The sequence below is a fragment of the Enterobacter sp. NFIX59 genome (assembly GCF_900113755.1).
GTDB classification, from domain to species: domain Bacteria; phylum Pseudomonadota; class Gammaproteobacteria; order Enterobacterales; family Enterobacteriaceae; genus Enterobacter; species Enterobacter pseudoroggenkampii.
In genome coordinates, this window is record NZ_FOQN01000010.1 from 48,871 (window position 1) to 69,865 (window position 20,995).

At 56.7% G+C, this 20,995-nt stretch carries 19 protein-coding genes; 13 read left to right on the forward strand and 6 right to left on the reverse strand.

Annotation, left to right across the window (positions count from 1 at the left end; genetic code table 11):
* The first annotated feature begins 75 nt into the window (after positions 1-75).
* Positions 76-1,026 carry a magnesium/cobalt transporter CorA gene (gene corA / locus BM007_RS21700; RefSeq protein WP_008501540.1) on the forward strand — a complete coding sequence of 317 codons (951 nt, stop codon included), beginning with the start codon at positions 76-78 and terminating at the stop codon, positions 1,024-1,026.
* A gap of 83 nt (positions 1,027-1,109) precedes the next feature.
* On the opposite strand, the gene rarD is transcribed toward corA, so the two are convergent.
* Positions 1,110-2,006 (reverse strand): EamA family transporter RarD, encoded by an 897-nt coding sequence (rarD, locus tag BM007_RS21705; protein ID WP_090420933.1) that lies wholly within the window; start codon positions 2,004-2,006, stop codon positions 1,110-1,112.
* A gap of 51 nt (positions 2,007-2,057) precedes the next feature.
* Positions 2,058-2,525 (reverse strand): acyl-CoA thioesterase YigI, encoded by a 468-nt coding sequence (gene yigI, locus BM007_RS21710; RefSeq protein ID WP_008501538.1) that lies wholly within the window; start codon positions 2,523-2,525, stop codon positions 2,058-2,060.
* Between the two features lie 163 nt (positions 2,526-2,688).
* Between yigI and pldA the strand changes: the two genes are divergently transcribed.
* The 3 genes from pldA to rhtC all read left to right on the forward strand — a co-directional run bounded on the left by pldA (position 2,689) and on the right by rhtC (position 6,160).
* A complete protein-coding gene (pldA, locus tag BM007_RS21715) occupies positions 2,689-3,558 on the forward strand; it encodes a phospholipase A (RefSeq protein ID WP_090420936.1) in 870 nt (289 codons plus the stop codon).
* 90 nt (positions 3,559-3,648) lie between these two features.
* Positions 3,649-5,478 (forward strand): ATP-dependent DNA helicase RecQ, encoded by a 1,830-nt coding sequence (gene recQ, locus BM007_RS21720; RefSeq protein ID WP_047345452.1) that lies wholly within the window; start codon positions 3,649-3,651, stop codon positions 5,476-5,478.
* Positions 5,479-5,539: 61 nt separating this feature from the next.
* Complete coding sequence (rhtC, locus tag BM007_RS21725) at positions 5,540-6,160, forward strand: threonine export protein RhtC (protein WP_024907989.1); 621 nt, start codon at positions 5,540-5,542, stop codon at positions 6,158-6,160.
* On the opposite strand, the gene rhtB is transcribed toward rhtC, so the two are convergent.
* A complete protein-coding gene (rhtB, locus tag BM007_RS21730) occupies positions 6,157-6,777 on the reverse strand; it encodes a homoserine/homoserine lactone efflux protein (protein WP_090420939.1) in 621 nt (206 codons plus the stop codon). The two genes, rhtC and rhtB, sit on opposite strands and share 4 nt — an antisense overlap.
* 109 nt (positions 6,778-6,886) lie before the next feature.
* Between rhtB and pldB the strand changes: the two genes are divergently transcribed.
* The 3 genes from pldB (at position 6,887) to BM007_RS21745 (ending at position 9,693) form a co-directional block, all read left to right on the forward strand.
* Positions 6,887-7,879, forward strand: a complete 993-nt coding sequence (gene pldB, locus BM007_RS21735; protein WP_090420942.1) for a lysophospholipase L2 — start codon at positions 6,887-6,889, stop codon at positions 7,877-7,879.
* A gap of 31 nt (positions 7,880-7,910) precedes the next feature.
* Positions 7,911-8,711, forward strand: coding sequence for a sugar/pyridoxal phosphate phosphatase YigL (gene yigL, locus BM007_RS21740; RefSeq protein ID WP_090420945.1), 801 nt, complete (start codon positions 7,911-7,913; stop codon positions 8,709-8,711).
* Between the two features lie 82 nt (positions 8,712-8,793).
* Positions 8,794-9,693 (forward strand): carboxylate/amino acid/amine transporter, encoded by a 900-nt coding sequence (locus BM007_RS21745; protein ID WP_032646069.1) that lies wholly within the window; start codon positions 8,794-8,796, stop codon positions 9,691-9,693.
* On the opposite strand, the gene metR is transcribed toward BM007_RS21745, so the two are convergent.
* Positions 9,581-10,534: an HTH-type transcriptional regulator MetR gene (metR, locus tag BM007_RS21750; RefSeq protein WP_032646068.1), complete on the reverse strand. Its 954-nt coding sequence runs from the start codon at positions 10,532-10,534 to the stop codon at positions 9,581-9,583. The genes BM007_RS21745 and metR overlap by 113 nt on opposite strands.
* A 115-nt stretch (positions 10,535-10,649) precedes the next feature.
* Between metR and metE the strand changes: the two genes are divergently transcribed.
* Positions 10,650-12,911: a 5-methyltetrahydropteroyltriglutamate--homocysteine S-methyltransferase gene (gene metE / locus BM007_RS21755; RefSeq protein ID WP_090420948.1), complete on the forward strand. Its 2,262-nt coding sequence runs from the start codon at positions 10,650-10,652 to the stop codon at positions 12,909-12,911.
* 43 nt (positions 12,912-12,954) lie between these two features.
* Here metE and BM007_RS21760 read toward each other — a convergent pair whose 3' ends face one another.
* Entirely contained in the window at positions 12,955-14,418 is a 1,464-nt protein-coding gene (locus BM007_RS21760) for a glycoside hydrolase family 1 protein (RefSeq protein ID WP_032646066.1), read from the reverse strand.
* Positions 14,419-14,456: 38 nt separating this feature from the next.
* Positions 14,457-15,263, reverse strand: a complete 807-nt coding sequence (locus BM007_RS21765; RefSeq protein ID WP_090420951.1) for a dienelactone hydrolase family protein — start codon at positions 15,261-15,263, stop codon at positions 14,457-14,459.
* Positions 15,264-15,518: 255 nt separating this feature from the next.
* Between BM007_RS21765 and udp the strand changes: the two genes are divergently transcribed.
* The 5 genes from udp (at position 15,519) to ubiB (ending at position 20,956) form a co-directional block, all read left to right on the forward strand.
* Positions 15,519-16,280, forward strand: coding sequence for a uridine phosphorylase (gene udp / locus BM007_RS21770; protein WP_003860792.1), 762 nt, complete (start codon positions 15,519-15,521; stop codon positions 16,278-16,280).
* A 140-nt stretch (positions 16,281-16,420) separates the two neighbouring features.
* Positions 16,421-17,878 carry a DNA recombination protein RmuC gene (gene rmuC / locus BM007_RS21775; RefSeq protein ID WP_090420954.1) on the forward strand — a complete coding sequence of 486 codons (1,458 nt, stop codon included), beginning with the start codon at positions 16,421-16,423 and terminating at the stop codon, positions 17,876-17,878.
* Positions 17,879-17,944: 66 nt separating this feature from the next.
* The gene (gene ubiE / locus BM007_RS21780; protein WP_023309612.1) at positions 17,945-18,700 is read left to right on the forward strand and encodes a bifunctional demethylmenaquinone methyltransferase/2-methoxy-6-polyprenyl-1,4-benzoquinol methylase UbiE; all 756 of its coding nucleotides are present in this window, start codon (positions 17,945-17,947) and stop codon (positions 18,698-18,700) included.
* Positions 18,701-18,713: 13 nt separating this feature from the next.
* Positions 18,714-19,319 (forward strand): ubiquinone biosynthesis protein UbiJ, encoded by a 606-nt coding sequence (ubiJ, locus tag BM007_RS21785; RefSeq protein ID WP_061716323.1) that lies wholly within the window; start codon positions 18,714-18,716, stop codon positions 19,317-19,319.
* A complete protein-coding gene (gene ubiB, locus BM007_RS21790) occupies positions 19,316-20,956 on the forward strand; it encodes a ubiquinone biosynthesis regulatory protein kinase UbiB (protein ID WP_024907999.1) in 1,641 nt (546 codons plus the stop codon). Before ubiJ ends, ubiB begins: the two co-directional genes overlap by 4 nt.
* Positions 20,957-20,995 lie beyond the last annotated feature (39 nt).

The window sequence follows — 20,995 nt, forward strand, 5'->3', positions numbered from 1 at the left end:
TAATGGTCTGAAACCCAATTTGTTTCTGTGTGCCCACCGAACTGTCCGATATTTTTTGCATTGGGAGTCCCGGTCATGTTGAGCGCATTTCAACTCGAAAATAACCGACTGACTCGGCTTGAAGCCGAAGAGTCACAGCCCCTCATTGATGCCGTATGGGTGGATCTGGTCGAGCCGGACGACGATGAGCGCCTTCGCGTACAATCTGAGCTGGGGCAAAGCCTGGCAACCCGCCCGGAACTGGAAGACATCGAAGCATCCGCCCGTTTTTTTGAAGACGAAGACGGTCTGCACATTCACTCCTTCTTCTTCTTTGAAGATGCGGAAGACCACGCGGGCAACTCCACCGTGGCGTTTACCATTCGCGACGGTCGTCTGTTTACCCTGCGCGAGCGTGAGCTACCGGCATTCCGCCTCTACCGCATGCGCGCCCGTAGCCAGGCGATGGTAGACGGCAACGCGTACGAGCTGCTGCTCGATCTGTTCGAGACCAAAATTGAACAGCTGGCGGATGAAATTGAAAACATCTACAGCGATCTGGAAAAGCTGAGCCGCGTGATCATGGAAGGCCATCAGGGCGACGAATATGACGAAGCGTTGTCCACGCTGGCAGAGCTGGAAGATATCGGCTGGAAGGTGCGTTTGTGTCTGATGGATACCCAGCGCGCGCTGAACTTCCTGGTGCGCAAGGCGCGTCTGCCGGGCGGTCAGCTGGAGCAGGCGCGTGAGATCTTACGAGATATCGAATCACTGCTGCCGCACAACGAATCCCTGTTCCAGAAGGTCAACTTCCTGATGCAGGCGGCGATGGGCTTTATCAACATCGAGCAGAACCGCATCATCAAGATCTTCTCGGTGGTTTCCGTGGTGTTCCTGCCGCCGACGCTAGTGGCATCCAGCTACGGGATGAACTTCGAGTTTATGCCGGAGCTGAAGTGGAGCTTTGGTTACCCGGGGGCGATTATCTTTATGATCCTCGCGGGGCTGGCGCCGTATCTCTATTTCAAACGCCGGAACTGGCTGTAAAAAACTGGCGGGTGGCGCTGCGCTTACCCGCCCTACGATCGAATTCCCTCTCCCTGTGGGAGAGGGTTAGGGTGAGGGCAACATCACAGCCCTTTGCGCATTCTGCGTTGGGTATAAATCGCATCCGCAACAAAGATCGCCAGCGCCACCCAGATAAAGGCGAACGTCACCATCTTATCCGCCCCCGGTACCTCTCCGTAAAACACCACTGCCAGCAGGAACATAAGCGTCGGGCCAATGTACTGGAAGAAGCCCAGCGTGGAGAGACGCAGACGCGTCGCGGCACCGGTGAAGCACAGCAGAGGAATGGTGGTCACCACGCCCGCCGCCATCAGCATCAGGTTCAGCGACCACGGGTTGCTGCCCATGTGGCTGGTTGGGCTGTCGGCGATGCCGAAGAGATAAATCGCCGCCACCGGCAGCAGCCAGAGGGTTTCAAACAGCATCCCCGTCTGCGCTTCCACCGCAATCTTCTTGCGTACCAGGCCGTAGAAGGCAAAGCTGAACGCCAGACCGAGGGCGATAATCGGCAGCGAGCCGAAGGTCCAGAGCTGCACCAGTACGCCGCAGAAGGCCAGAAGGACCGCTAACCACTGCATCCGGCGGAAGCGTTCGCCGAGGAAAATCATCCCCAGCACGATGTTCACCAGCGGGTTAATGAAGTACCCCAGGCTCGCTTCGAGCATGTGATGGTTATTCACCGCCCAGATAAACAGCAGCCAGTTACCGCCAATCAGCACCGCTGAGAGCGCCAGCAGGAAGACCTTTTTAGGGGTTTTAAACAGCGTTTTGACGCCCGACCACTGACGGCTGAGGCTCATCAGCGCGATCATAAAGAAGAATGACCAGATAACGCGATGAGTCAGGATCTCGTCAGCCGGAACGTAGGCGATAAGCTTGAAATACGCCGGGGCGATACCCCAAATAAAATAAGCGGCAAGGGCGAGTAAAACGCCCTGCCGCGTCTGTTTAGCATCCATCGGGAAAATCCGTTACAAAAAAGTGAATTAATTTTACCCGATTTTGCCGCCTCAACCCACCATATAAGTGGCGGTTGCGCTGGCGATATACACCTGTTCTTCGTTGTGTAACTCAACGCGCGCCACGGCGACTTTATTCCCCGCGCGCAGCAGGCTGCTGGTACAGGTAAAGCGATTTCCGCGTCCCGGACGAAGATAGTCGACGCGTAAGTCGATAGTACCCATTCGCGCCAGACGCTGGCGAAGTTCGTCTTCGTTGATGGTGTCATGGCGGGTCAGCGTACTGCCCACGCAGACCAGACCTGCCGCCACGTCCAGCGCGGAGGCAATCACACCTCCGTGCAAAATACTTTGCGCCCAGTTACCCACCATCATCGGCTGGTTGTTGAAGCTCAGTTGGGCAAAGTCTTTCTCGTAACGCTCCAGCTCCAGTCCCAGCGCGCGGTTAAACGGCATATGGTAAACAAAAATCTCGCCCACGAGTTTTAACACTTCTTCGGCGGTAAGCATGGCTGACATGAGGCATCACATCCTTATTGTTAACGAAATGTTGATTTTATGCCGCGGCAACAAGGAATGCCACTTTCAGAAACGAGGATGCAGCAGTTGTCGCAGAAGTCTGTAGAATGTCCGCCACATAACTATTCAGGTAATTTTACTCTTTTGCAGGAGAACACCACCGATGCGGACGTATCTGGCCTGGTTACTGGCGGCGGTTGCGCTGCCCTTCACAGCATATGCGCAGGAAGCGACGATCAAAGAGGTGCATGATAAACCTGCCGTTCACGGTAGCATTATCGCGAACCTTCTTCAGGAGCATGACAATCCGTTTACGCTCTATCCGTATGACACCAACTACCTGATTTACACCCAGACCAGCGATCTCAACAAAGAGGCGATAAGCTCCTATAACTGGTCCGATAATGCGCGTAAAGATGAGGTGAAGTTCCAGCTCAGCCTGGCATTCCCGTTCTGGCGCGGTATTCTGGGGCCGAACTCGGTTCTCGGGGCGTCTTACACGCAGAAATCCTGGTGGCAGCTCTCTAACAGCGGAGAGTCCTCACCGTTCCGTGAAACCAACTATGAGCCGCAGCTGTTCCTCGGTTTTGCAACGGATTATGAGTTTGCGGGCTGGACGCTGCGTGATATCGAAGTGGGCTTTAACCATGATTCTAACGGACGTTCCGATCCCACCTCGCGCAGCTGGAACCGTGCCTATACGCGTCTGATGGCGCAGAACGGTAACTGGATGGTGGAAGTGAAGCCGTGGTATGTGGTGGGCGAAACCGATGACAACCCGGATATCACCAAATATATGGGCTATTACCAGCTCAAGGTCGGCTACCAGCTAGGTGATGCCGTGCTCAGCGCCAAAGGCCAGTACAACTGGAACACCGGCTACGGTGGTGCGGAAGTGGGCTTAAGCTACCCAATGACGAAGCATGTCCGCATCTATACTCAGGTGTACAGCGGTTACGGCGAGTCGCTTATCGATTACAACTTCAACCAGACCCGCATCGGCGTGGGCGTGATGCTGAACGATATTCTCTAGGCTGCTCGAATGTTTTTGCGTTAAACGTTGAAGTTTCTCTCTCAGGCGCTGAAAATAGCGCCTGTTTCATTTCAGGCATATGGGGTTAACGTGGCGCAGGCGGAAGTATTGAATCAGGAGTCGCTGGCTAAACAGGTTTTGCATGAAACCTTTGGCTACCAGCAGTTCCGCCCTGGCCAGGAAACCATCATTGAAACGGTGCTCGAAGGCCGTGACTGCCTGGTGGTGATGCCGACCGGCGGCGGTAAGTCCCTCTGTTATCAGGTGCCCGCGCTGGTGCTTAACGGCCTGACGGTCGTGGTATCCCCACTCATTTCTCTGATGAAAGACCAGGTTGACCAGCTGCTCGCCAACGGCGTCGCGGCCGCCTGTCTTAACTCCACGCAAACCCGGGAGCAGCAGCAAGAGGTGATGGCCGGGTGCCGCACCGGGCAGATCCGCCTGCTGTATATCGCCCCGGAACGCCTGATGCTGGATAACTTCCTCGACCATCTCGCGCACTGGAACCCGGTGCTGCTGGCGGTAGATGAAGCGCACTGTATCTCCCAGTGGGGACACGATTTCCGCCCGGAATACGCTGCCCTCGGCCAGCTGCGTCAGCGCTTCCCCGAGCTGCCGTTTATGGCGCTCACCGCCACGGCGGATGACACCACGCGGCTGGATATCGTTCGTCTGCTCGGGCTGAACGACCCCTATATTCAGGTCAGCAGCTTCGACCGCCCTAACATCCGCTATATGCTGATGGAAAAGTTCAAGCCGCTGGATCAGCTCCTGCGCTACGTCCAGGAGCAGCGCGGCAAGTCCGGCATCATCTACTGCAACAGCCGTGCGAAGGTGGAAGACACCGCCGCGCGTCTGCAAAACCGCGGCTTTAGCGCCGCCGCGTATCACGCCGGGTTAGAGAACCACATCCGCGCCGACGTGCAGGAGAAATTCCAGCGCGACGACCTGCAAATCGTGGTTGCGACGGTGGCGTTCGGGATGGGGATTAACAAGCCGAACGTGCGCTTTGTGGTGCACTTCGACATCCCGCGCAATATCGAATCCTACTATCAGGAAACCGGTCGCGCCGGACGTGACGGTCTGCCTGCGGAAGCGATGCTGTTTTACGATCCGGCCGATATGGCGTGGCTGCGCCGCTGTCTGGAAGAGAAACCGCAGGGGCAGCTCCAGGATATTGAGCGCCACAAGCTCAACGCGATGGGCGCGTTTGCTGAAGCGCAAACCTGCCGCCGTCTGGTGCTGCTCAACTACTTTGGTGAAGGGCGCCAGGAGCCTTGCGGCAACTGCGATATCTGCCTGGATCCGCCGAAACAGTACGATGGTCTGATGGACGCGCGTAAGGCGCTCTCGACCATTTACCGCGTGAACCAGCGCTTCGGGATGGGCTACGTGGTGGAAGTGCTGCGCGGTGCCAACAATCAGCGTATCCGCGACATGGGCCACGACAAGCTGCCTGTCTACGGTATTGGCAAGGACCAGAGCCACGAGCACTGGGTGAGCATCATTCGCCAGCTCATTCACCTCGGCTTTGCCACGCAGAACATTGCCCAGCACTCCGCGCTTCAGCTCACGGAGGCCGCGCGTCCGGTGCTGCGCGGTGACGTTGAGCTCAAGCTCGCCGTGCCGCGCGTCATCGCCCTGAAGCCACGTGTGATGCAGAAATCCTACGGCGGCAACTACGACCGCAAGCTGTTTGCCAAACTGCGCAAGCTGCGTAAAGCCATCGCCGATGAAGAGAACATCCCGCCTTACGTGGTGTTCAACGACGCGACGCTCATCGAGATGGCCGAGCAGATGCCGCTCAGCGCCAGCGAAATGCTCAGCGTCAACGGCGTCGGCACGCGCAAGCTGGAACGCTTCGGTAAAGAGTTTATGGCGCTCATCCGCTCTCACGCCGATGGTGATGATGAGGAGTAGTCAGCCGGGCGAAAAAGTGCCAGGATGATGACTCACTGAATTATTTCCCCGCGAGTTAATTATGTTGATGCTATTTCTCACCGTGGCGTTAGTGCACATCGTTGCGCTGATGAGCCCGGGACCGGACTTTTTCTTCGTGTCACAAACGGCCGTCAGCCGCTCCCGCAAAGAGGCGATGATGGGCGTGCTCGGTATCACCATGGGCGTTATGGTCTGGGCGGCAGTCGCGCTGCTCGGTCTGAACCTGATCCTGGCGAAGATGGCCTGGCTGCATAACATCATTATGGTCGGCGGCGGGCTGTACCTGTGCTGGATGGGCTACCAGATGCTGCGCGGGGCGCTGAAGAAAGAGCAGAAAAAACCGGAAGAGCCAAAGGTGGAGCTGGCAACGGGCGGCCGCAGCTTTGTAAAAGGGCTGCTGACCAATCTGGCGAACCCAAAAGCGATTATCTATTTCGGCTCCGTGTTCTCGCTGTTTGTCGGCGATAGCGTCGGTGCGGGCGCACGCTGGGGCATCTTCCTGCTGATCGTTGTTGAAACCTTTGCCTGGTTTACCATCGTGGCAAGCCTGTTCGCCTTACCGGCGATGCGCCGCGGCTACCAGCGTATCGCGAAGTGGATTGATGGCTTCGCCGGCGCGCTGTTCGCCGGCTTCGGCATTCATCTCATCATTTCTCGCTAAGCATGACGCGCTGACGCAAGCAGCGCGCCAACCAGCATAAACAGCGAGCCAAAGACTTTATTCAGGGCCTTCATCTGCTTAGGCCCTTTAATCCACGCCGCAATCCGCTGCGCCAGCGTCGCGTAACCAATCATCACGATGATATCGACAATAATGGTGGTCGCGCCCAGCACCACGTACTGCATCACCTGGGGCTGATGCGGCAAGATAAACTGCGGGAACAGCGCGGCGAGGAACACGATGCTCTTCGGGTTGGTCAGGTTGACGAACACCGCACGCTTAAACAGATGGCCGCGGTTTTGCGTCTGCGCGAGCGTGTTCAGGTTGATGGAGCCTGCCGCGCGCCACTGCTGGATGCCGAGCCAAATCAGATACGCCGCCCCGGCCCATTTCAGCACCTCAAAGGCCAGTACCGAGCGGGAGAACAGAGTCCCCAGACCAATCCCAACCAGCACGATATGAATGCCCAGCCCGGTCTGCAAACCGGCAATTGACGCTGCCGCACCGCGATAGCCGTGGTTGATGGAGGTGGTCATGGTGTTAATGGCGCCCGAGCCCGGTGAAAGGCTAAGGATGATGGATGTCAGCAGGTAAGCGAACCACCACTCGAAGGTCATTTGAAACTCCCGAATCGTCTGTTTTTATGCCACAATACGCTATTGTTGAGTCATTTTGTGACCGGTTACGAAAAAACGATATTCCTTGGCTTAGGTGAGTAGAAACCCGATGTTTCAGCAGAAAAAGGACTGGGAAACACGAGAAAACGCATTTGCTGCTTTCTCCATGGGGCCGCTGACCGATTTCTGGCGCCAGCGTGAGGAAGATGAGTTTACGGGCGTCGGTGATATACCGGTACGCTTTGTGCGTTTTCACGATAAGAAAAATGACCGGGTCATCGTGGTCTGCCCCGGGCGTATCGAGAGCTACATCAAATACGCCGAACTGGCCTATGACCTGTTCCATCTGGGCTTCGATGTGTTGATTATCGATCACCGCGGGCAGGGGCTTTCTGGCCGCCTGCTATCGGATACGCATCGCGGCCACGTGGATAACTTCAGCGATTACGTCGACGATCTTGCCGCGTTCTGGCAGCAGGAGGTCGAGCCCGGCCCCTGGCGGAAGCGCTATATTCTGGCGCACTCGATGGGCGGTGCGATTTCAACGCTGTTTTTACAGCGCCACGCTCACCAGTGCGACGCCATTGCGCTCACCGCGCCGATGTATGGCATCGTCATGCGTTTTCCTGACTGGATGGTGCGTCATATTCTTGACTGGGCTGAGGGCCATCAGCGCATTCGGGAAGGCTATGCCATCGGGACGGGACGCTGGCGGGCACTGCCGTTTGCGATGAACGTTCTGACTCACAGTCGCCAGCGGTATCGTCGTAACCTGCGTTTTTATGCCGATGAACCGCGCCTGCGCGTGGGGGGCCCGACCTACCACTGGGTGCGGGAAGGTATCCTTGCCGGTGAGCAGGTTCTGGCGGGTGTCGGCAATGACGATACACCAACACTCCTGATTCAGGCGGAAGAAGAGCGTGTGGTGGATAACCGCATGCATGACCGCTATTCTGAACTGCGCGCGGCCGCCGGTCACCCTTGTGAAGGGGGAAAACCGCTGGTCATTAACGGCGCGTACCATGAGATCCTTTTTGAAAAGGACGCTATGCGCTCAGTCGCGCTCAACGCCATTGTTGAATTTTTCAACAGGCATAATTGATTATTGTTTTCCACCAGAGGTTGAAATCCCTATGTACCAGGTTGTTGCATCTGATTTAGATGGCACGCTGCTTTCCCCTGACCACATCCTGTCGCCTTACGCGAAAGAGACCCTAAAGCTGCTGACGGCACGGGGCGTGAACTTTGTGTTTGCCACCGGCCGCCACCACGTCGACGTGGGGCAGATCCGCGATAATCTTGAGATCAAATCGTACATGATCACCTCCAACGGTGCGCGCGTGCATGATACCAACGGCAACCTGATCTTCACCCACAACCTGGATCGCGATATTGCCGCCGATCTGTTTGGCGTGGTGCACAATAATCCGGCTATCGTCACCAACGTTTATCGTGACGACGACTGGTTCATGAACCGCCACCGCCCGGATGAAATGCGTTTCTTCAAAGAAGCGGTATTTAACTACTCCCTGTACGAGCCGGGTCTGCTGGAGCCGGAGGGGATCAGTAAGGTGTTCTTTACCTGCGACAGCCATGAAGAACTGCTCCCGCTGGAACAGGCAATCAACGCCCGCTGGGGCGATCGCGTCAATGTGAGCTTCTCAACCCTGACCTGTCTGGAAGTGATGGCGGGTGGCGTCTCCAAAGGCCACGCGCTGGAAGCCGTCGCGAAACGTCTGGGCTTTGAGCTGAAAGACTGTATCGCCTTTGGTGACGGCATGAACGATGCCGAAATGCTGTCGATGGCAGGCAAGGGCTGCATTATGGAGAATGCGCACCAGCGCCTGAAAGATTTGCACCCGGAGCTGGAAGTGATCGGCACCAACGCAGACAATGCGGTACCGAAATACCTGCGCAAACTGTTCCTTGAATAATCTTCATTTGATTGTTTATTGCTCAGATGTCAACCAAAGAGTTCGCTACAATGCCTCTCCTTCTTTCTGAGAGACAAGCATTGTGGCGCTACTCATTATCACCACTATCCTGTGGGCCTTCTCCTTTAGCCTGATTGGCGAATACCTTGCCGGTTCGGTCGACAGCTACTTCTCGGTGCTGATGCGCGTGGGGCTGGCGGCGCTGGTATTCCTGCCGTTTCTGCGCACGCGCGGGCAATCGCTGAAAACGATTGTGCTGTACATGCTGGTGGGGGCGATGCAGCTCGGCATCATGTACCTGTTCAGCTTCCGGGCTTACGTCTATCTGTCCGTCTCGGAATTCCTGCTCTTTACCGTGCTGACGCCGCTCTACATCACGCTGATATACGATCTGCTGAGTAAACGCCGCCTGCGCTGGGGATACCTGCTTAGCGCGGCGCTGGCGGTGATTGGCGCGGCGATTATTCGCTACGACAAAGTCAGCGATCACTTCTGGACCGGACTGATGTTCGTCCAGCTCGCCAATATCAGTTTCGCCATCGGCATGGTGGGCTATAAGCGCCTGATGGAAACCCGCCCGATGCCGCAGCATAACGCGTTCGCCTGGTTTTATATGGGCGCCGCGATTGTCGCAGTGGCGGCGTGGTTTATGCTCGGTAACCCGCACAAGCTGCCGACCACCGCCGTGCAGTGGGGCGTGCTGATCTGGCTGGGCGTCGTGGCTTCCGGGTTGGGGTACTTCATGTGGAACTACGGCGCGACGCAGGTCGACGCCGGTACGCTGGGGATCATGAACAATGTGCATGTCCCGGCTGGGTTGTTGGTCAACCTCGCCATCTGGCAGCAACAGCCGCACTGGCCGAGCTTCCTTATTGGGGGAGCGGTGATCCTGGCTTCGCTGTGGGTCCATCGCCGCTGGGTCGCTCCGCGCTCCGCACAAACGGAAGATGGTCGCACGCGTGGTTCCGCGCTGAGCGAATAAACGCCTCCGTAATCGGCTGACGCTGCTCGCCATCGCGCACGGCGGCGTACAGTCGGCTCCACAGTCCTTCACCCAGGGTTTTGGTCTGCACAAGACCCTGGCGTTCAAAGCTCTCTACCACCCAGTGCGGCAGCGCCGCGATACCCATTCTGGCCGCCACCATCTGAATCAACAGCAGGGTGTTATCCACGCTTTTCAGCTGCGGACTGATGCCCGCGGGCTGCAGGAAGTGGCGCCAGATATCCAGACGACTGCGCTGAACCGGGTAAATCAGCAGCGTTTCCGTCGCCAGGTCTTCCGGCGTGATGCGCGTTTTCGCCGCCAGCGGATGATCCGGTGCCAGGACCAGGCGCACTTCATAATCAAACATCGGCGAATAGTGCAGGCCGCTGCGCGGCAGGATGTCAGAGGTCATCACCAGGTCCAGCTCGCCCTGCTGCAGGGACGGCTGCGGATCAAAGGTCACGCCGGATTTGAAGTCCATCTCCACCTGCGGCCACTTCTGGCGGAAGTTCTCAAGCGCGGGGGTCAGCCACTGAATACAGCTGTGGCACTCAATGGCGATACGCAGCGTGGTTTGTTGCGGTTCGTTACACGCCTGCAGCGCGCTGGCGATTTGCGGCAGGACCTGATTCGCCAGCTGCAACAGTATCTCACCTTGCGGCGTAAAGCGCAGGGGCTGGCTCTTACGCACAAAAAGACGGAAGCCGAGGCGTTGTTCCAGATCGCTGAACTGGTGAGAAAGGGCGGACTGGGTCTGGTGCAGCGTGGCAGCCGCAGCCGCGAGCGAGCCGCAGTTCCGCAACGCTTGTAGCGTTTTCAGGTGTTTTATCTCGATCATGAAAGTCCTTCACTTCGCCATGAACATATTGCGCTTGAGGAATATACAGTACCTGCCAATTATAGATGTGTAAACATCTGGACGTCTAAATAACGAATTTCACAAGGGGCACACCATGACAATCCGCAATCACACACTCGGTTTCCCTCGCGTTGGCCTGCGTCGCGAGCTGAAAAAAGCGCAAGAAAGCTACTGGGCGGGGAACGCCACCCGTGAAGAACTGCTGGCGGTGGGACGCGAGCTGCGCGCCCGTCACTGGGATCAGCAAAAACAGGCGGGCATTGACCTGCTGCCGGTGGGCGATTTCGCCTGGTACGACCATGTTCTGACGACCAGCCTGCTGCTTGGCAACGTGCCGGCTCGTCATCAGAACAAAGATGGATCGGTAGATATCGATACCCTGTTCCGCATCGGCCGTGGCCGTGCGCCAACGGGTGAGCCAGCGGCAGCGGCGGAAATGACTAAATGGTTTAACACTAACTATCACTATATGGTGCCGGAGTTCGTAAAAGGTCAGCAGTTCAGGCTGACCTGGACGCAGCTTCTGGATGAAGTGGACGAAGCGCTGGCGCTGGGCCATCAGGTGAAACCGGTTCTGCTCGGGCCGGTAACGTACCTGTGGCTGGGTAAAGTAAAAGGCGAGCAGTTTGACCGACTCAGCCTGCTGAAGGACATTCTGCCGGTCTACAAACAGGTGCTGATTGAGCTGGGCAAACGCGGCATTCAGTGGGTGCAAATCGACGAGCCGGCGCTGGTGCTCGAACTGCCCAAGGTTTGGCTCGATGCCTTCAAACCGGCGTATGACGCGCTGGCGGGGCAAGTGAAGCTGCTGCTGACCACCTATTTCGAAGGCGTAACGCCGAACCTTAACACCATTACCGCGTTGCCGGTTCAGGGCCTGCACGTTGACCTCGTACACGGTAAAGACGATGTGGCGGAGCTGCACAAGCGCCTGCCTGTGGACTGGCTGCTCTCCGCCGGGCTGATTAACGGTCGTAACGTCTGGCGTGCCGATCTCACCGGGAAATACGCTCAAATAAAAGACATCGTCGGCAAACGTGAGCTGTGGGTGGCTTCGTCCTGTTCCCTGCTGCACAGCCCGATCGATCTGAGCGTGGAGACTCGCCTGGATGCCGAGGTGAAAAGCTGGTTTGCCTTCGCCCTGCAAAAATGCGAAGAGCTGACGCTGCTGCGCGATGCGCTGAACAGCGGCGACACGGCGGCGATCGCCGAATGGAGCGCACCGATCCAGGCGCGTCGTCACTCGGCGCGCGTGCACAACCCGGCGGTGGAAAAACGCCTGACGGCCATCACCGCCCAGGACAGCCAGCGTCAGAGCCCGTATGAAGTCCGCGCTGAAGCGCAGCGTGCCCGCTTCAACCTGCCTGCGTGGCCGACCACCACCATCGGTTCCTTTCCCCAAACCACCGAAATCCGTGGCCTGCGTCTGGACTTCAAAAAGGGCAATCTGGATGCGAATCACTATCGCACCGGTATCGCCGAACACATCAAGCAGGCGATTATCGAGCAGGAACGTCTGGGTCTGGACGTGCTGGTACACGGTGAGGCCGAGCGTAACGACATGGTGGAATACTTCGGTGAGCATCTCGACGGCTTTGTGTTTACCCAGAACGGCTGGGTGCAGAGCTACGGCTCCCGCTGCGTGAAGCCGCCGGTGGTGATCGGCGACGTCAGCCGTACGGAAGCGATCACCGTGGAGTGGGCGAAATACGCGCAGTCCCTCACGGACAAGCCGGTGAAAGGCATGCTCACCGGTCCGGTGACCATTCTTTGCTGGTCCTTCCCGCGTGAAGACGTGACCCGTGAAACCATCGCCAAACAGATTGCCCTGGCACTGCGTGATGAAGTGGCGGATCTGGAAGCAGCAGGCATTGGCATTATTCAGATTGACGAACCGGCACTGCGCGAAGGCCTGCCGTTGCGTCGCAGCGACTGGGATGCCTACCTGCAGTGGGGTGTGGAGGCGTTCCGCATCAACGCCGCGGTGGCGAAGGACGACACCCAGATCCACACCCACATGTGTTACTGCGAATTTAACGACATCATGGATTCGATTGCCGCGCTGGACGCCGACGTGATCACCATTGAGACGTCGCGCTCAGACATGGAGCTGCTGGAGTCGTTCGAAGAGTTCGAGTACCCGAACGAAATCGGGCCGGGCGTGTACGACATTCACTCCCCGAACGTGCCGAGCGTGGAGTGGATTGAAGCCCTGCTGAAAAAAGCGGCCCAGCGCATTCCGGCTGAGCGCCTGTGGGTGAACCCGGACTGCGGCCTGAAAACCCGCGGCTGGCCGGAGACGCGTGCGGCGCTGGCGAACATGGTGAAGGCAGCACAGAACTTGCGTCAGGCATAATTGTGACGCGCGATGGCCGGGTGCCAGCCCGGCCTTATCGTACTTAGCTCAGGTCTGCGCCATTGCTGGCAATCACTTTTTGGTACCACCAGAAGGAGTCTTTTTTCAGCCGTTTCAACGTACCGTTGCCTTCATCGTCCTGATCGACATAGATAAAACCGTAGCGTTTGGACATCTGCGAGGTGCCCGCGCTAATGATGTCGATACAGCCCCACGTGGTGAACCCTATCACCTCCACGCCTTCATTAATCGCGGCCAGCGTTTGCGCGAAGTGCGCGCGGAAATAGTCGATGCGATAGCTATCGTGGATCCTGCCGTTTTCGACCACATCCTTCGCGCCCAGACCGTTTTCAACGATAAACAGCGGCTTCCGGTAACGGTCATACAGCTCCAGCAGCGAGATTTTTAACCCAAGCGGATCAATCTGCCATCCCCATTCGGACGCAGGCAGATACGGGTTTTTCACACCGAGAACGGTATTCCCGGGAATGCGTTCGGCGTCAGGCTGAGTGGATTCGGTCATCGACATGTAATAGCTGAAGGAGACGAAATCGACGGTATGCGCCTTTAAAATACGCCGATCGTCAGGGTGCATTTCAATATGGATATTTCGTCGTTCCAGATCGCGCAGGATCAGCGGCGGATAGTCGCCAAATACCTGCACGTCAGCATAAAAATAGTTTTCCAGGTTTTTCTTCAGCGTGGCTTCAACGTCTTCCGGACGGCAGCTGTGCGGATAGGTCGTCAGTTTGGTCAGCATGCACCCGACCTGGCTGCCCGGAATTTTGGCGTGGCAGTCTCGGGTGACCAGTGCAGACGCGACAAACTGATGATGCAGACCCTGATAGATATCCTGTTTCGCGTTGCCCGGCGCGCTTTTCTCTTCGCGAATGCCCGCGGTCGTAAAGGGATGGCGGTGAATACTGTCTATTTCATTGAAGGTTAGCCAGTAACGCACCAGCTCTTTGTAGCGGTCGAAACAAACATTGCTGAAGCGAACAAAGGCATCAACCACATTACGATGCACCCAGCCGTTATATTTTTCGCTCAGCGCCAGCGGCATTTCGTAGTGGGAAAGGGTGACCAGCGGCTCGATGTTATGACGACGCAGCTCGCGGAACAGTTCTTCATAAAACTGCAGCCCGGCCTCGTTTGGCGCGGCGTCCTCGCCGGTCGGGAAAATACGCGACCAGGCAATGGATACGCGCAGTACCTTAAAACCCATCTCAGCAAACAGCGCGACGTCGTCTTTATAGTGGTGATAAAAATCGATGCCGCGGCGTTTTGGGTATAGCGCATCATTTTTACCTTCAAACGCGTCGCGGATATTCTCGTCCGTCAGGGCCATGTGGCCGCTGTAATCTTTCACGGAGAGGTTGGGTTTCCAGGCGACAGCGTCGGCAACGGACGGCCCTTTGCCGTCCACGTTCCATGCGCCTTCGGCCTGGTTGGCGGCAATCGCGCCGCCCCATAAAAAACCGTGTGGAAACGCGAGGGAATAGTCCATAACACGCACTCCTTATGCGTCATGATGATGGGAAAGGCTTACCCTTTTTTACCACCGTACTGACGGAACCACGTAAGCATCCGCTGCCATCCATCTTTCGCCGATTCTGCGTGATAGCTCGGACGATAGTCGGCGTTAAACGCATGCCCGGCATCCGGGTAAACCACAATCTCCGCCTTCGCATTTGCCGCGCGGAGCGCATGGCGCATGGTTTCTACCGAATCCAGCGAAATACCGGTGTCCTGACCGCCGTAAAGCCCTAACACGGGAGCATTCAACTCGGTGGCGATATCAACCGGATGTTTCGGTGAATTCAGCGTTTTTTCACCCACCAGTTTGCCGTACCAGGCGACAGCGGCTTTGAGCTGCGGGTTATGCGCGGCATACAGCCAGCTAATGCGTCCGCCCCAGCAGAAACCGGTGAGCAGCAGACGATGGGGATCGCCCCCGTTGCGCGCCGCCCAACTGGCGACGTGGTCGAGGTCGGCCAGCACCTGCGCGTCCGGGACTTTGCTGACCAGGTTGCTGAGCAAGGTGGGAATATCGCTGTAGTCGTTCGGATCGCCCTGACGGAAGTAGAGCTCTGGCGCAACGGCCAGATAGCCTTCCAGCGCCAGCCGGCGGCAGAGGTCGCGAATGTGTTCGTGAACACCGAAAATTTCCTGAACCACGATCACGATGGGCAGCGGGCCGTCTGCCGATTTTGGTCGTGCGTGGTAAGCAGGCATGTTCTCTCCCTGCGTGGGAATGGAGGTCTCACCCGCGGTGATGGCATCTTCAGACGTTGAGACGATGGTTGAGGCATGCGGGGCCGCAGCAGGTGCAAAACCGGTTTTTTCAGTCATGGCATTCTCCGTACCAATCAGTTAGCGCAAAGGTAAATATAGACACCAGGTTAACAACTCACAGTGCCTTAAACGGTCTATCTTTTGTGCAGCACCTGACGATATAACTTGTTAATGTGATGTAAATCACTTTTTGATGGAAATTCGATGCAATCATTTTCATTCATGGTGAGATGCGTCACGAAATTATGCTTACTGCTTCTGTAAAGTACCGTTTTACTTCTTCTGACTAACCGACCCACAGAGGAGTCACCTATGTCTAAGTCTGATGTTTTTCATCTCGGCCTCACTAAAAACGATTTACAAGGGGCTACGCTCGCTATCGTCCCTGGCGATCCAGAGCGTGTGGAAAAGATCGCCGCGCTGATGGATAAGCCGGTTAAGCTGGCAGCCCATCGTGAATTCACCACCTGGCGCGCAGAGCTGGATGGTAAAGCCGTGATTGTGTGTTCTACCGGTATCGGTGGCCCGTCTACTTCGATTGCTGTTGAAGAGCTGGCACAGCTGGGCATTCGTACTTTCCTGCGTATCGGTACCACTGGCGCTATCCAGCCGCACATCAACGTCGGCGACGTGCTGGTGACGACCGCGTCTGTGCGTCTGGATGGCGCAAGCCTCCACTTTGCGCCGATGGAGTTCCCGGCGGTGGCCGATTTCGAGTGCACCACCGCGCTGGTTGAAGCCGCGAAATCCGTGGGCGCCACCACCCACGTGGGCGTGACCGCTTCGTCCGATACCTTCTACCCGGGCCAGGAGCGTTACGACACCTTCTCTGGCCGCGTGGTAAGCCGCTTCAAAGGCTCCATGGAAGAGTGGCAGTCAATGGGCGTGATGAACTACGAAATGGAATCCGCCACGCTGCTGACCATGTGCGCAAGCCAGGGTCTGCGTGCCGGTATGGTGGCGGGCGTTATCGTCAACCGTACCCAGCAGGAGATCCCGAACGCCGAAACCATGAAGCAGACCGAAAGCCATGCAGTGAAAATCGTGGTCGAAGCCGCGCGTCGCCTGATCTAGTCCCCTCCTTTCGAAATCAAAGGCCGGCACGTTCGGCCTTTATTTTTTGCGTAGCGCCTCGCAGGAAAACCCTTTCAAACTGGACGTTTATACAGCACAATCTTATTTTGTGCGGGTAATACGTTGATGCAGGGGGCATTGTGGATATCTCAATCCTGATTTATGCGGTGATTGCGCTGGTGGGCGTGGCGATAGGCTGGCTCATTTCCAGCTATCAGCATGCACAGCAGAAGGCCGAACAGCTGGCAGAGCGCGAAGAGATCGTCGCTGAATTAAGTGCGGCAAAGCAGCAGCTTGCCCTGAGTGACCACTGGCGCGACGAGTGCGAGCTGCTTAACAACGAGCTGCGCAATCTCCGTGATATCAACACCTCGCTGGAGGCCGATCTCCGCGAAGTGACCACCCGCCTTGAATCCACTCAGCTGCATGCGGAAGACAAAATCCGCCAGATGATCAACAGCGAGCAGCGCCTCAGCGAACAGTTTGAGAACCTCGCCAACCGTATTTTCGAGCACAGCAACCGCCGCGTTGATGAACAGAACCGCCAGAGCCTTAACAGCCTGCTGACGCCGCTGCGTGAACAGCTGGACGGTTTTCGTCGTCAGGTGCAGGACAGTTTTGGTCAGGAAGCCCGCGAGCGGCACACCCTGGCGCATGAGATTCGCAATCTCCAGCAGCTGAATGCCCAGATGGCGCAGGAAGCGGTCAACCTGACCCGCGCGCTCAAAGGGGATAACAAAACCCAGGGCAACTGGGGAGAAGTGGTGCTGACCCGCGTACTGGAAGCCTCCGGCCTGCGGGAAGGATATGAATACGAAACGCAGGTGAGTATCGAAAACGACGCCCGCTCGCGCATGCAGCCGGATGTGATCGTGAGGCTGCCGCAGGGTAAAGATGTGGTGATTGACGCCAAAATGACCCTGGTGGCGTATGAGCGTTACTTCAACGCGGAGGATGACTACACCCGCGAATCGGCGCTGCAGGAGCACATTGCCTCCGTGCGTAACCACATTCGCCTGCTCGGCAGAAAAGACTATCAGCAGTTGCCGGGTCTTCGCTCGCTGGACTATGTCCTGATGTTTATTCCGGTAGAGCCCGCGTTTCTGCTGGCACTCGACAGGCAGCCTGAACTCATCACCGAAGCGCTCAAAAATAACATTATGCTGGTCAGCCCTACCACGTTGCTGGTGGCGTTACGTACCATTGCGAACCTGTGGCGCTATGAACACCAGAGCCGCAACGCGCAGCAGATTGCCGATCGTGCCAGCAAGCTGTACGACAAAATGCGCCTCTTCGTGGACGACATGTCCTCAGTCGGGCAGAGCCTGGATCGTGCGCAGGATAACTACCGCCAGGCGATGAAAAAACTCACCTCGGGACGCGGCAATCTGCTGGCGCAGGCCGAATCATTCCGCAGCCTGGGGGTAGAGGTTAAACGCGAGATTAATCCGGAATTGGTGGAACAGGCCACCGCCCAGGACGACGAGTTTCGCCTGCGAGAAGGTGCGGACGAACAAAAGACAAACAGTGAAGACAACACGTTAGCGGTGGATTTATCACCAGACGAGACTCCAGCGCGTTTATTTCGCGGTGGTTGAAACGTAGGGCAAACGCGCCCAATCTGTTACACTTCACGAACATTTTACTGATAAGCAGGCTCTAAGATGGCTGACGATTCACAAGACACAACGCACTTTGGCTTTCAGACTGTCGCCAAAGCGCAGAAAGCTGACATGGTGGCCCACGTATTTCATTCCGTGGCGGCGAAGTACGATGTGATGAATGACCTGATGTCGTTCGGCATTCATCGCTTGTGGAAGCGCTTCACCATTGACTGTAGCGGCGTGCGTCGCGGACAAACGGTGCTGGATTTAGCCGGCGGTACGGGCGATTTAACCGCGAAATTCTCCCGTCTGGTGGGCGAAACCGGTCGCGTTGTTCTTGCCGATATTAATGACTCCATGCTGAAAATGGGCCGCGAAAAGCTGCGTAACATCGGCGTGGTGGGGAATGTGGAATATGTTCAGGCAAACGCCGAAGCGCTGCCGTTCCCGGACAATACCTTTGACTGCATCACGATCTCCTTCGGTCTGCGTAACGTAACCGACAAAGAAAAAGCGCTGCGCTCCATGTACCGCGTGCTGAAGCCGGGTGGACGTCTGCTGGTGCTCGAGTTCTCCAAACCGATCATTGAGCCGCTGAGCAAAGCCTACGACGCCTATTCCTTCCACGTGCTGCCGCGCATCGGTGAGTTGGTGGCGAATGATGCGGAAAGTTACCGCTATCTGGCGGAATCTATTCGTATGCACCCGGATCAGGACACCCTAAAAGCCATGATGCAGGATGCAGAATTTGAGAACGTTGAATATTTCAACCTGACGGCGGGTGTCGTCGCGCTGCATCGCGGTTACAAATTCTGAGTGGAGGTGTCCCGTGCCCTTTAAACCCTTAGTCTCCGCAGGCATCGAGAATGTACTGAATGCTTTCCTGTATCGCGCTCCGGCGCTGAAAGCTGCGCGTCAGCGGCTAAACGGGAAGGTATTGCGCATTGTTTTAAAAGAGTTATCGACGCCGCTTGTACTGGTCTTCAGCGAACGCCAGCTTGACGTACTGGGGGAGTGGGAAGGTGAAGCCGACTGCTCGGTCATCACGCACATGAGCGTGCTGCCAAAACTGCGCGATCGCCAGCAATTAACGGCGCTTATCCGCAGCGGTGAGCTGGAAGTAGAAGGCGACATTCAGGTCGTGCAGAACTTCGTTGCGCTCACCGATCTTGCGGAGTTCGACCCGGCAGAGCTGCTCGCGCCTTTTATCGGAGACATCGCCGCCGAAGGCATCGGGAAAGTCCTTCATGGTGGCGCCTCCTTTGCGCGTAAAAGCCTGCATCGTCAGCAACGCTATGCGGCGGAAGTGCTGACGGAGGAGTGGCGAATGGCGCCCGGGCCATTGGAAGTGGCGTGGTTTGCGGAAGAGACCGCTGCTGTTGAACGTGCGGTTGATGCGTTAACCAAACGGCTGGAAAAACTGGAGGGCAAATGACGCCTGGTGAAATTCGGCGCCTCTATTTTATTATTCGCACCTTTTTGAGCTACGGGCTCGACGAGCTTATCCCCAAAATGCGTATCACGCTGCCGCTTCGTATCTGGCGGCGGATGCTGTTCTGGATGCCCAATCGCCATAAAGGTCAACCGCTGGGTGAGCGTCTGCGTCTCGCGCTGCAGGAGCTCGGTCCGGTTTGGATTAAATTCGGACAGATGTTGTCGACCCGCCGCGATCTCTTCCCGCCGCTTATTGCCGATGAGCTCGCGATGCTGCAGGACCGCGTCGCACCGTTTGACGGCGCGCGCGCGAAAAAGCAAATTGAAGAGGCGATGGGAAATGTACCCGTCGAGACCTGGTTTGACGATTTCGACATTCACCCACTGGCATCGGCCTCTATCGCGCAGGTGCATACCGCGCGTCTGAAAGAAAACGGCAAAGAAGTTGTTATTAAGGTCATTCGTCCGGACATCCTGCCCATCATCAAAGCAGACATGAAGCTGATTTATCGTCTGGCGCGCTGGGTACCACGCTTGCTGCCGGACGGGCGTCGCCTTCGTCCACTGGAAGTGGTGCGGGAATATGAAAAAACGCTGATTGATGAGCTTAACCTGCTGCGCGAATCGGCAAACGCCATTCAGCTGCGTCGCAACTTTGAAAACAGCCCGATGCTCTATGTCCCTGAAGTCTATTCTGACTACTGCAGCCAGAACATGATGGTGATGGAGCGAATCTACGGTATTCCGGTTTCGGATGTGGTGGCCCTGGAGAAGCAGGGAACGAACATGAAGCTGTTGGCCGAGCGTGGGGTACAGGTCTTCTTTACCCAGGTGTTCCGCGACAGCTTTTTCCATGCGGACATGCATCCGGGCAATATCTTCGTGAGCTACGAACACCCTGAGGATCCGAAGTACATCGGTATCGACTGCGGGATTGTGGGGTCACTGAACAAGGAAGATAAACGGTATCTGGCTGAGAACTTCATCGCGTTCTTCAACCGCGACTACCGTAAGGTGGCCGAGCTGCACGTCGATTCAGGCTGGGTGCCGCCGGACACCAACGTCGAGGAGTTCGAGTTCGCGATCCGGACCGTTTGTGAACCGATTTTTGAAAAACCGCTGGCGGAAATCTCCTTCGGGCACGTGCTGTTAAACCTGTTCAACACGGCTCGCCGCTTTAATATGGAAGTTCAGCCACAGCTAGTTTTACTTCAGAAAACATTACTTTACGTTGAGGGTGTAGGCCGACAGCTCTATCCTCAGTTAGACTTGTGGAAGACCGCGAAACCTTTCCTTGAGTCCTGGATTAAGGATCAGGTTGGTATTCCGGCGCTGGTGCGCTCGCTGAAAGAGAAAGGCCCGTTCTGGATAGAAAAAATGCCTGAAATTCCTGAACTGGTTTATGACAGTTTGCGTCAGAGCAAGAACCTTCAGCACAGCATGGATAAAATCGCCCGCGAGCTTCAGTCCAGCCGGGTTCGCCAGGGCCAGTCACGCTATCTCTTTGGGATTGGCGCAACGCTGCTGTTGAGCGGTACGCTGCTGCTGATCAACCGTCCGGACTGGCAGATGATGCCCGCCTGGCTGATGGCCGCCGGGGTGGTTGTCTGGCTTGCCGGATGGCGAAAAACGCGCTGAGTTTGCGTCGCTATCGACGGGTCGCATACGTATAATGCG

Coding starts and splice junctions, on each gene's coding strand:
- corA (WP_008501540.1), top strand. CDS start 76: ATGTTGAGCGCATTTCAACTCGAAAATAACCGACTGACTCGGCTTGAA.
- rarD (WP_090420933.1), bottom strand. CDS start 2,006: ATGGATGCTAAACAGACGCGGCAGGGCGTTTTACTCGCCCTTGCCGCT.
- yigI (WP_008501538.1), bottom strand. CDS start 2,525: ATGTCAGCCATGCTTACCGCCGAAGAAGTGTTAAAACTCGTGGGCGAG.
- pldA (WP_090420936.1), top strand. CDS start 2,689: ATGCGGACGTATCTGGCCTGGTTACTGGCGGCGGTTGCGCTGCCCTTC.
- rhtC (WP_024907989.1), top strand. CDS start 5,540: ATGTTGATGCTATTTCTCACCGTGGCGTTAGTGCACATCGTTGCGCTG.
- rhtB (WP_090420939.1), bottom strand. CDS start 6,777: ATGACCTTCGAGTGGTGGTTCGCTTACCTGCTGACATCCATCATCCTT.
- pldB (WP_090420942.1), top strand. CDS start 6,887: ATGTTTCAGCAGAAAAAGGACTGGGAAACACGAGAAAACGCATTTGCT.
- yigL (WP_090420945.1), top strand. CDS start 7,911: ATGTACCAGGTTGTTGCATCTGATTTAGATGGCACGCTGCTTTCCCCT.
- metR (WP_032646068.1), bottom strand. CDS start 10,534: ATGATCGAGATAAAACACCTGAAAACGCTACAAGCGTTGCGGAACTGC.
- metE (WP_090420948.1), top strand. CDS start 10,650: ATGACAATCCGCAATCACACACTCGGTTTCCCTCGCGTTGGCCTGCGT.
- BM007_RS21760 (WP_032646066.1), bottom strand. CDS start 14,418: ATGGACTATTCCCTCGCGTTTCCACACGGTTTTTTATGGGGCGGCGCG.
- BM007_RS21765 (WP_090420951.1), bottom strand. CDS start 15,263: ATGACTGAAAAAACCGGTTTTGCACCTGCTGCGGCCCCGCATGCCTCA.
- udp (WP_003860792.1), top strand. CDS start 15,519: ATGTCTAAGTCTGATGTTTTTCATCTCGGCCTCACTAAAAACGATTTA.
- ubiE (WP_023309612.1), top strand. CDS start 17,945: ATGGCTGACGATTCACAAGACACAACGCACTTTGGCTTTCAGACTGTC.
- ubiB (WP_024907999.1), top strand. CDS start 19,316: ATGACGCCTGGTGAAATTCGGCGCCTCTATTTTATTATTCGCACCTTT.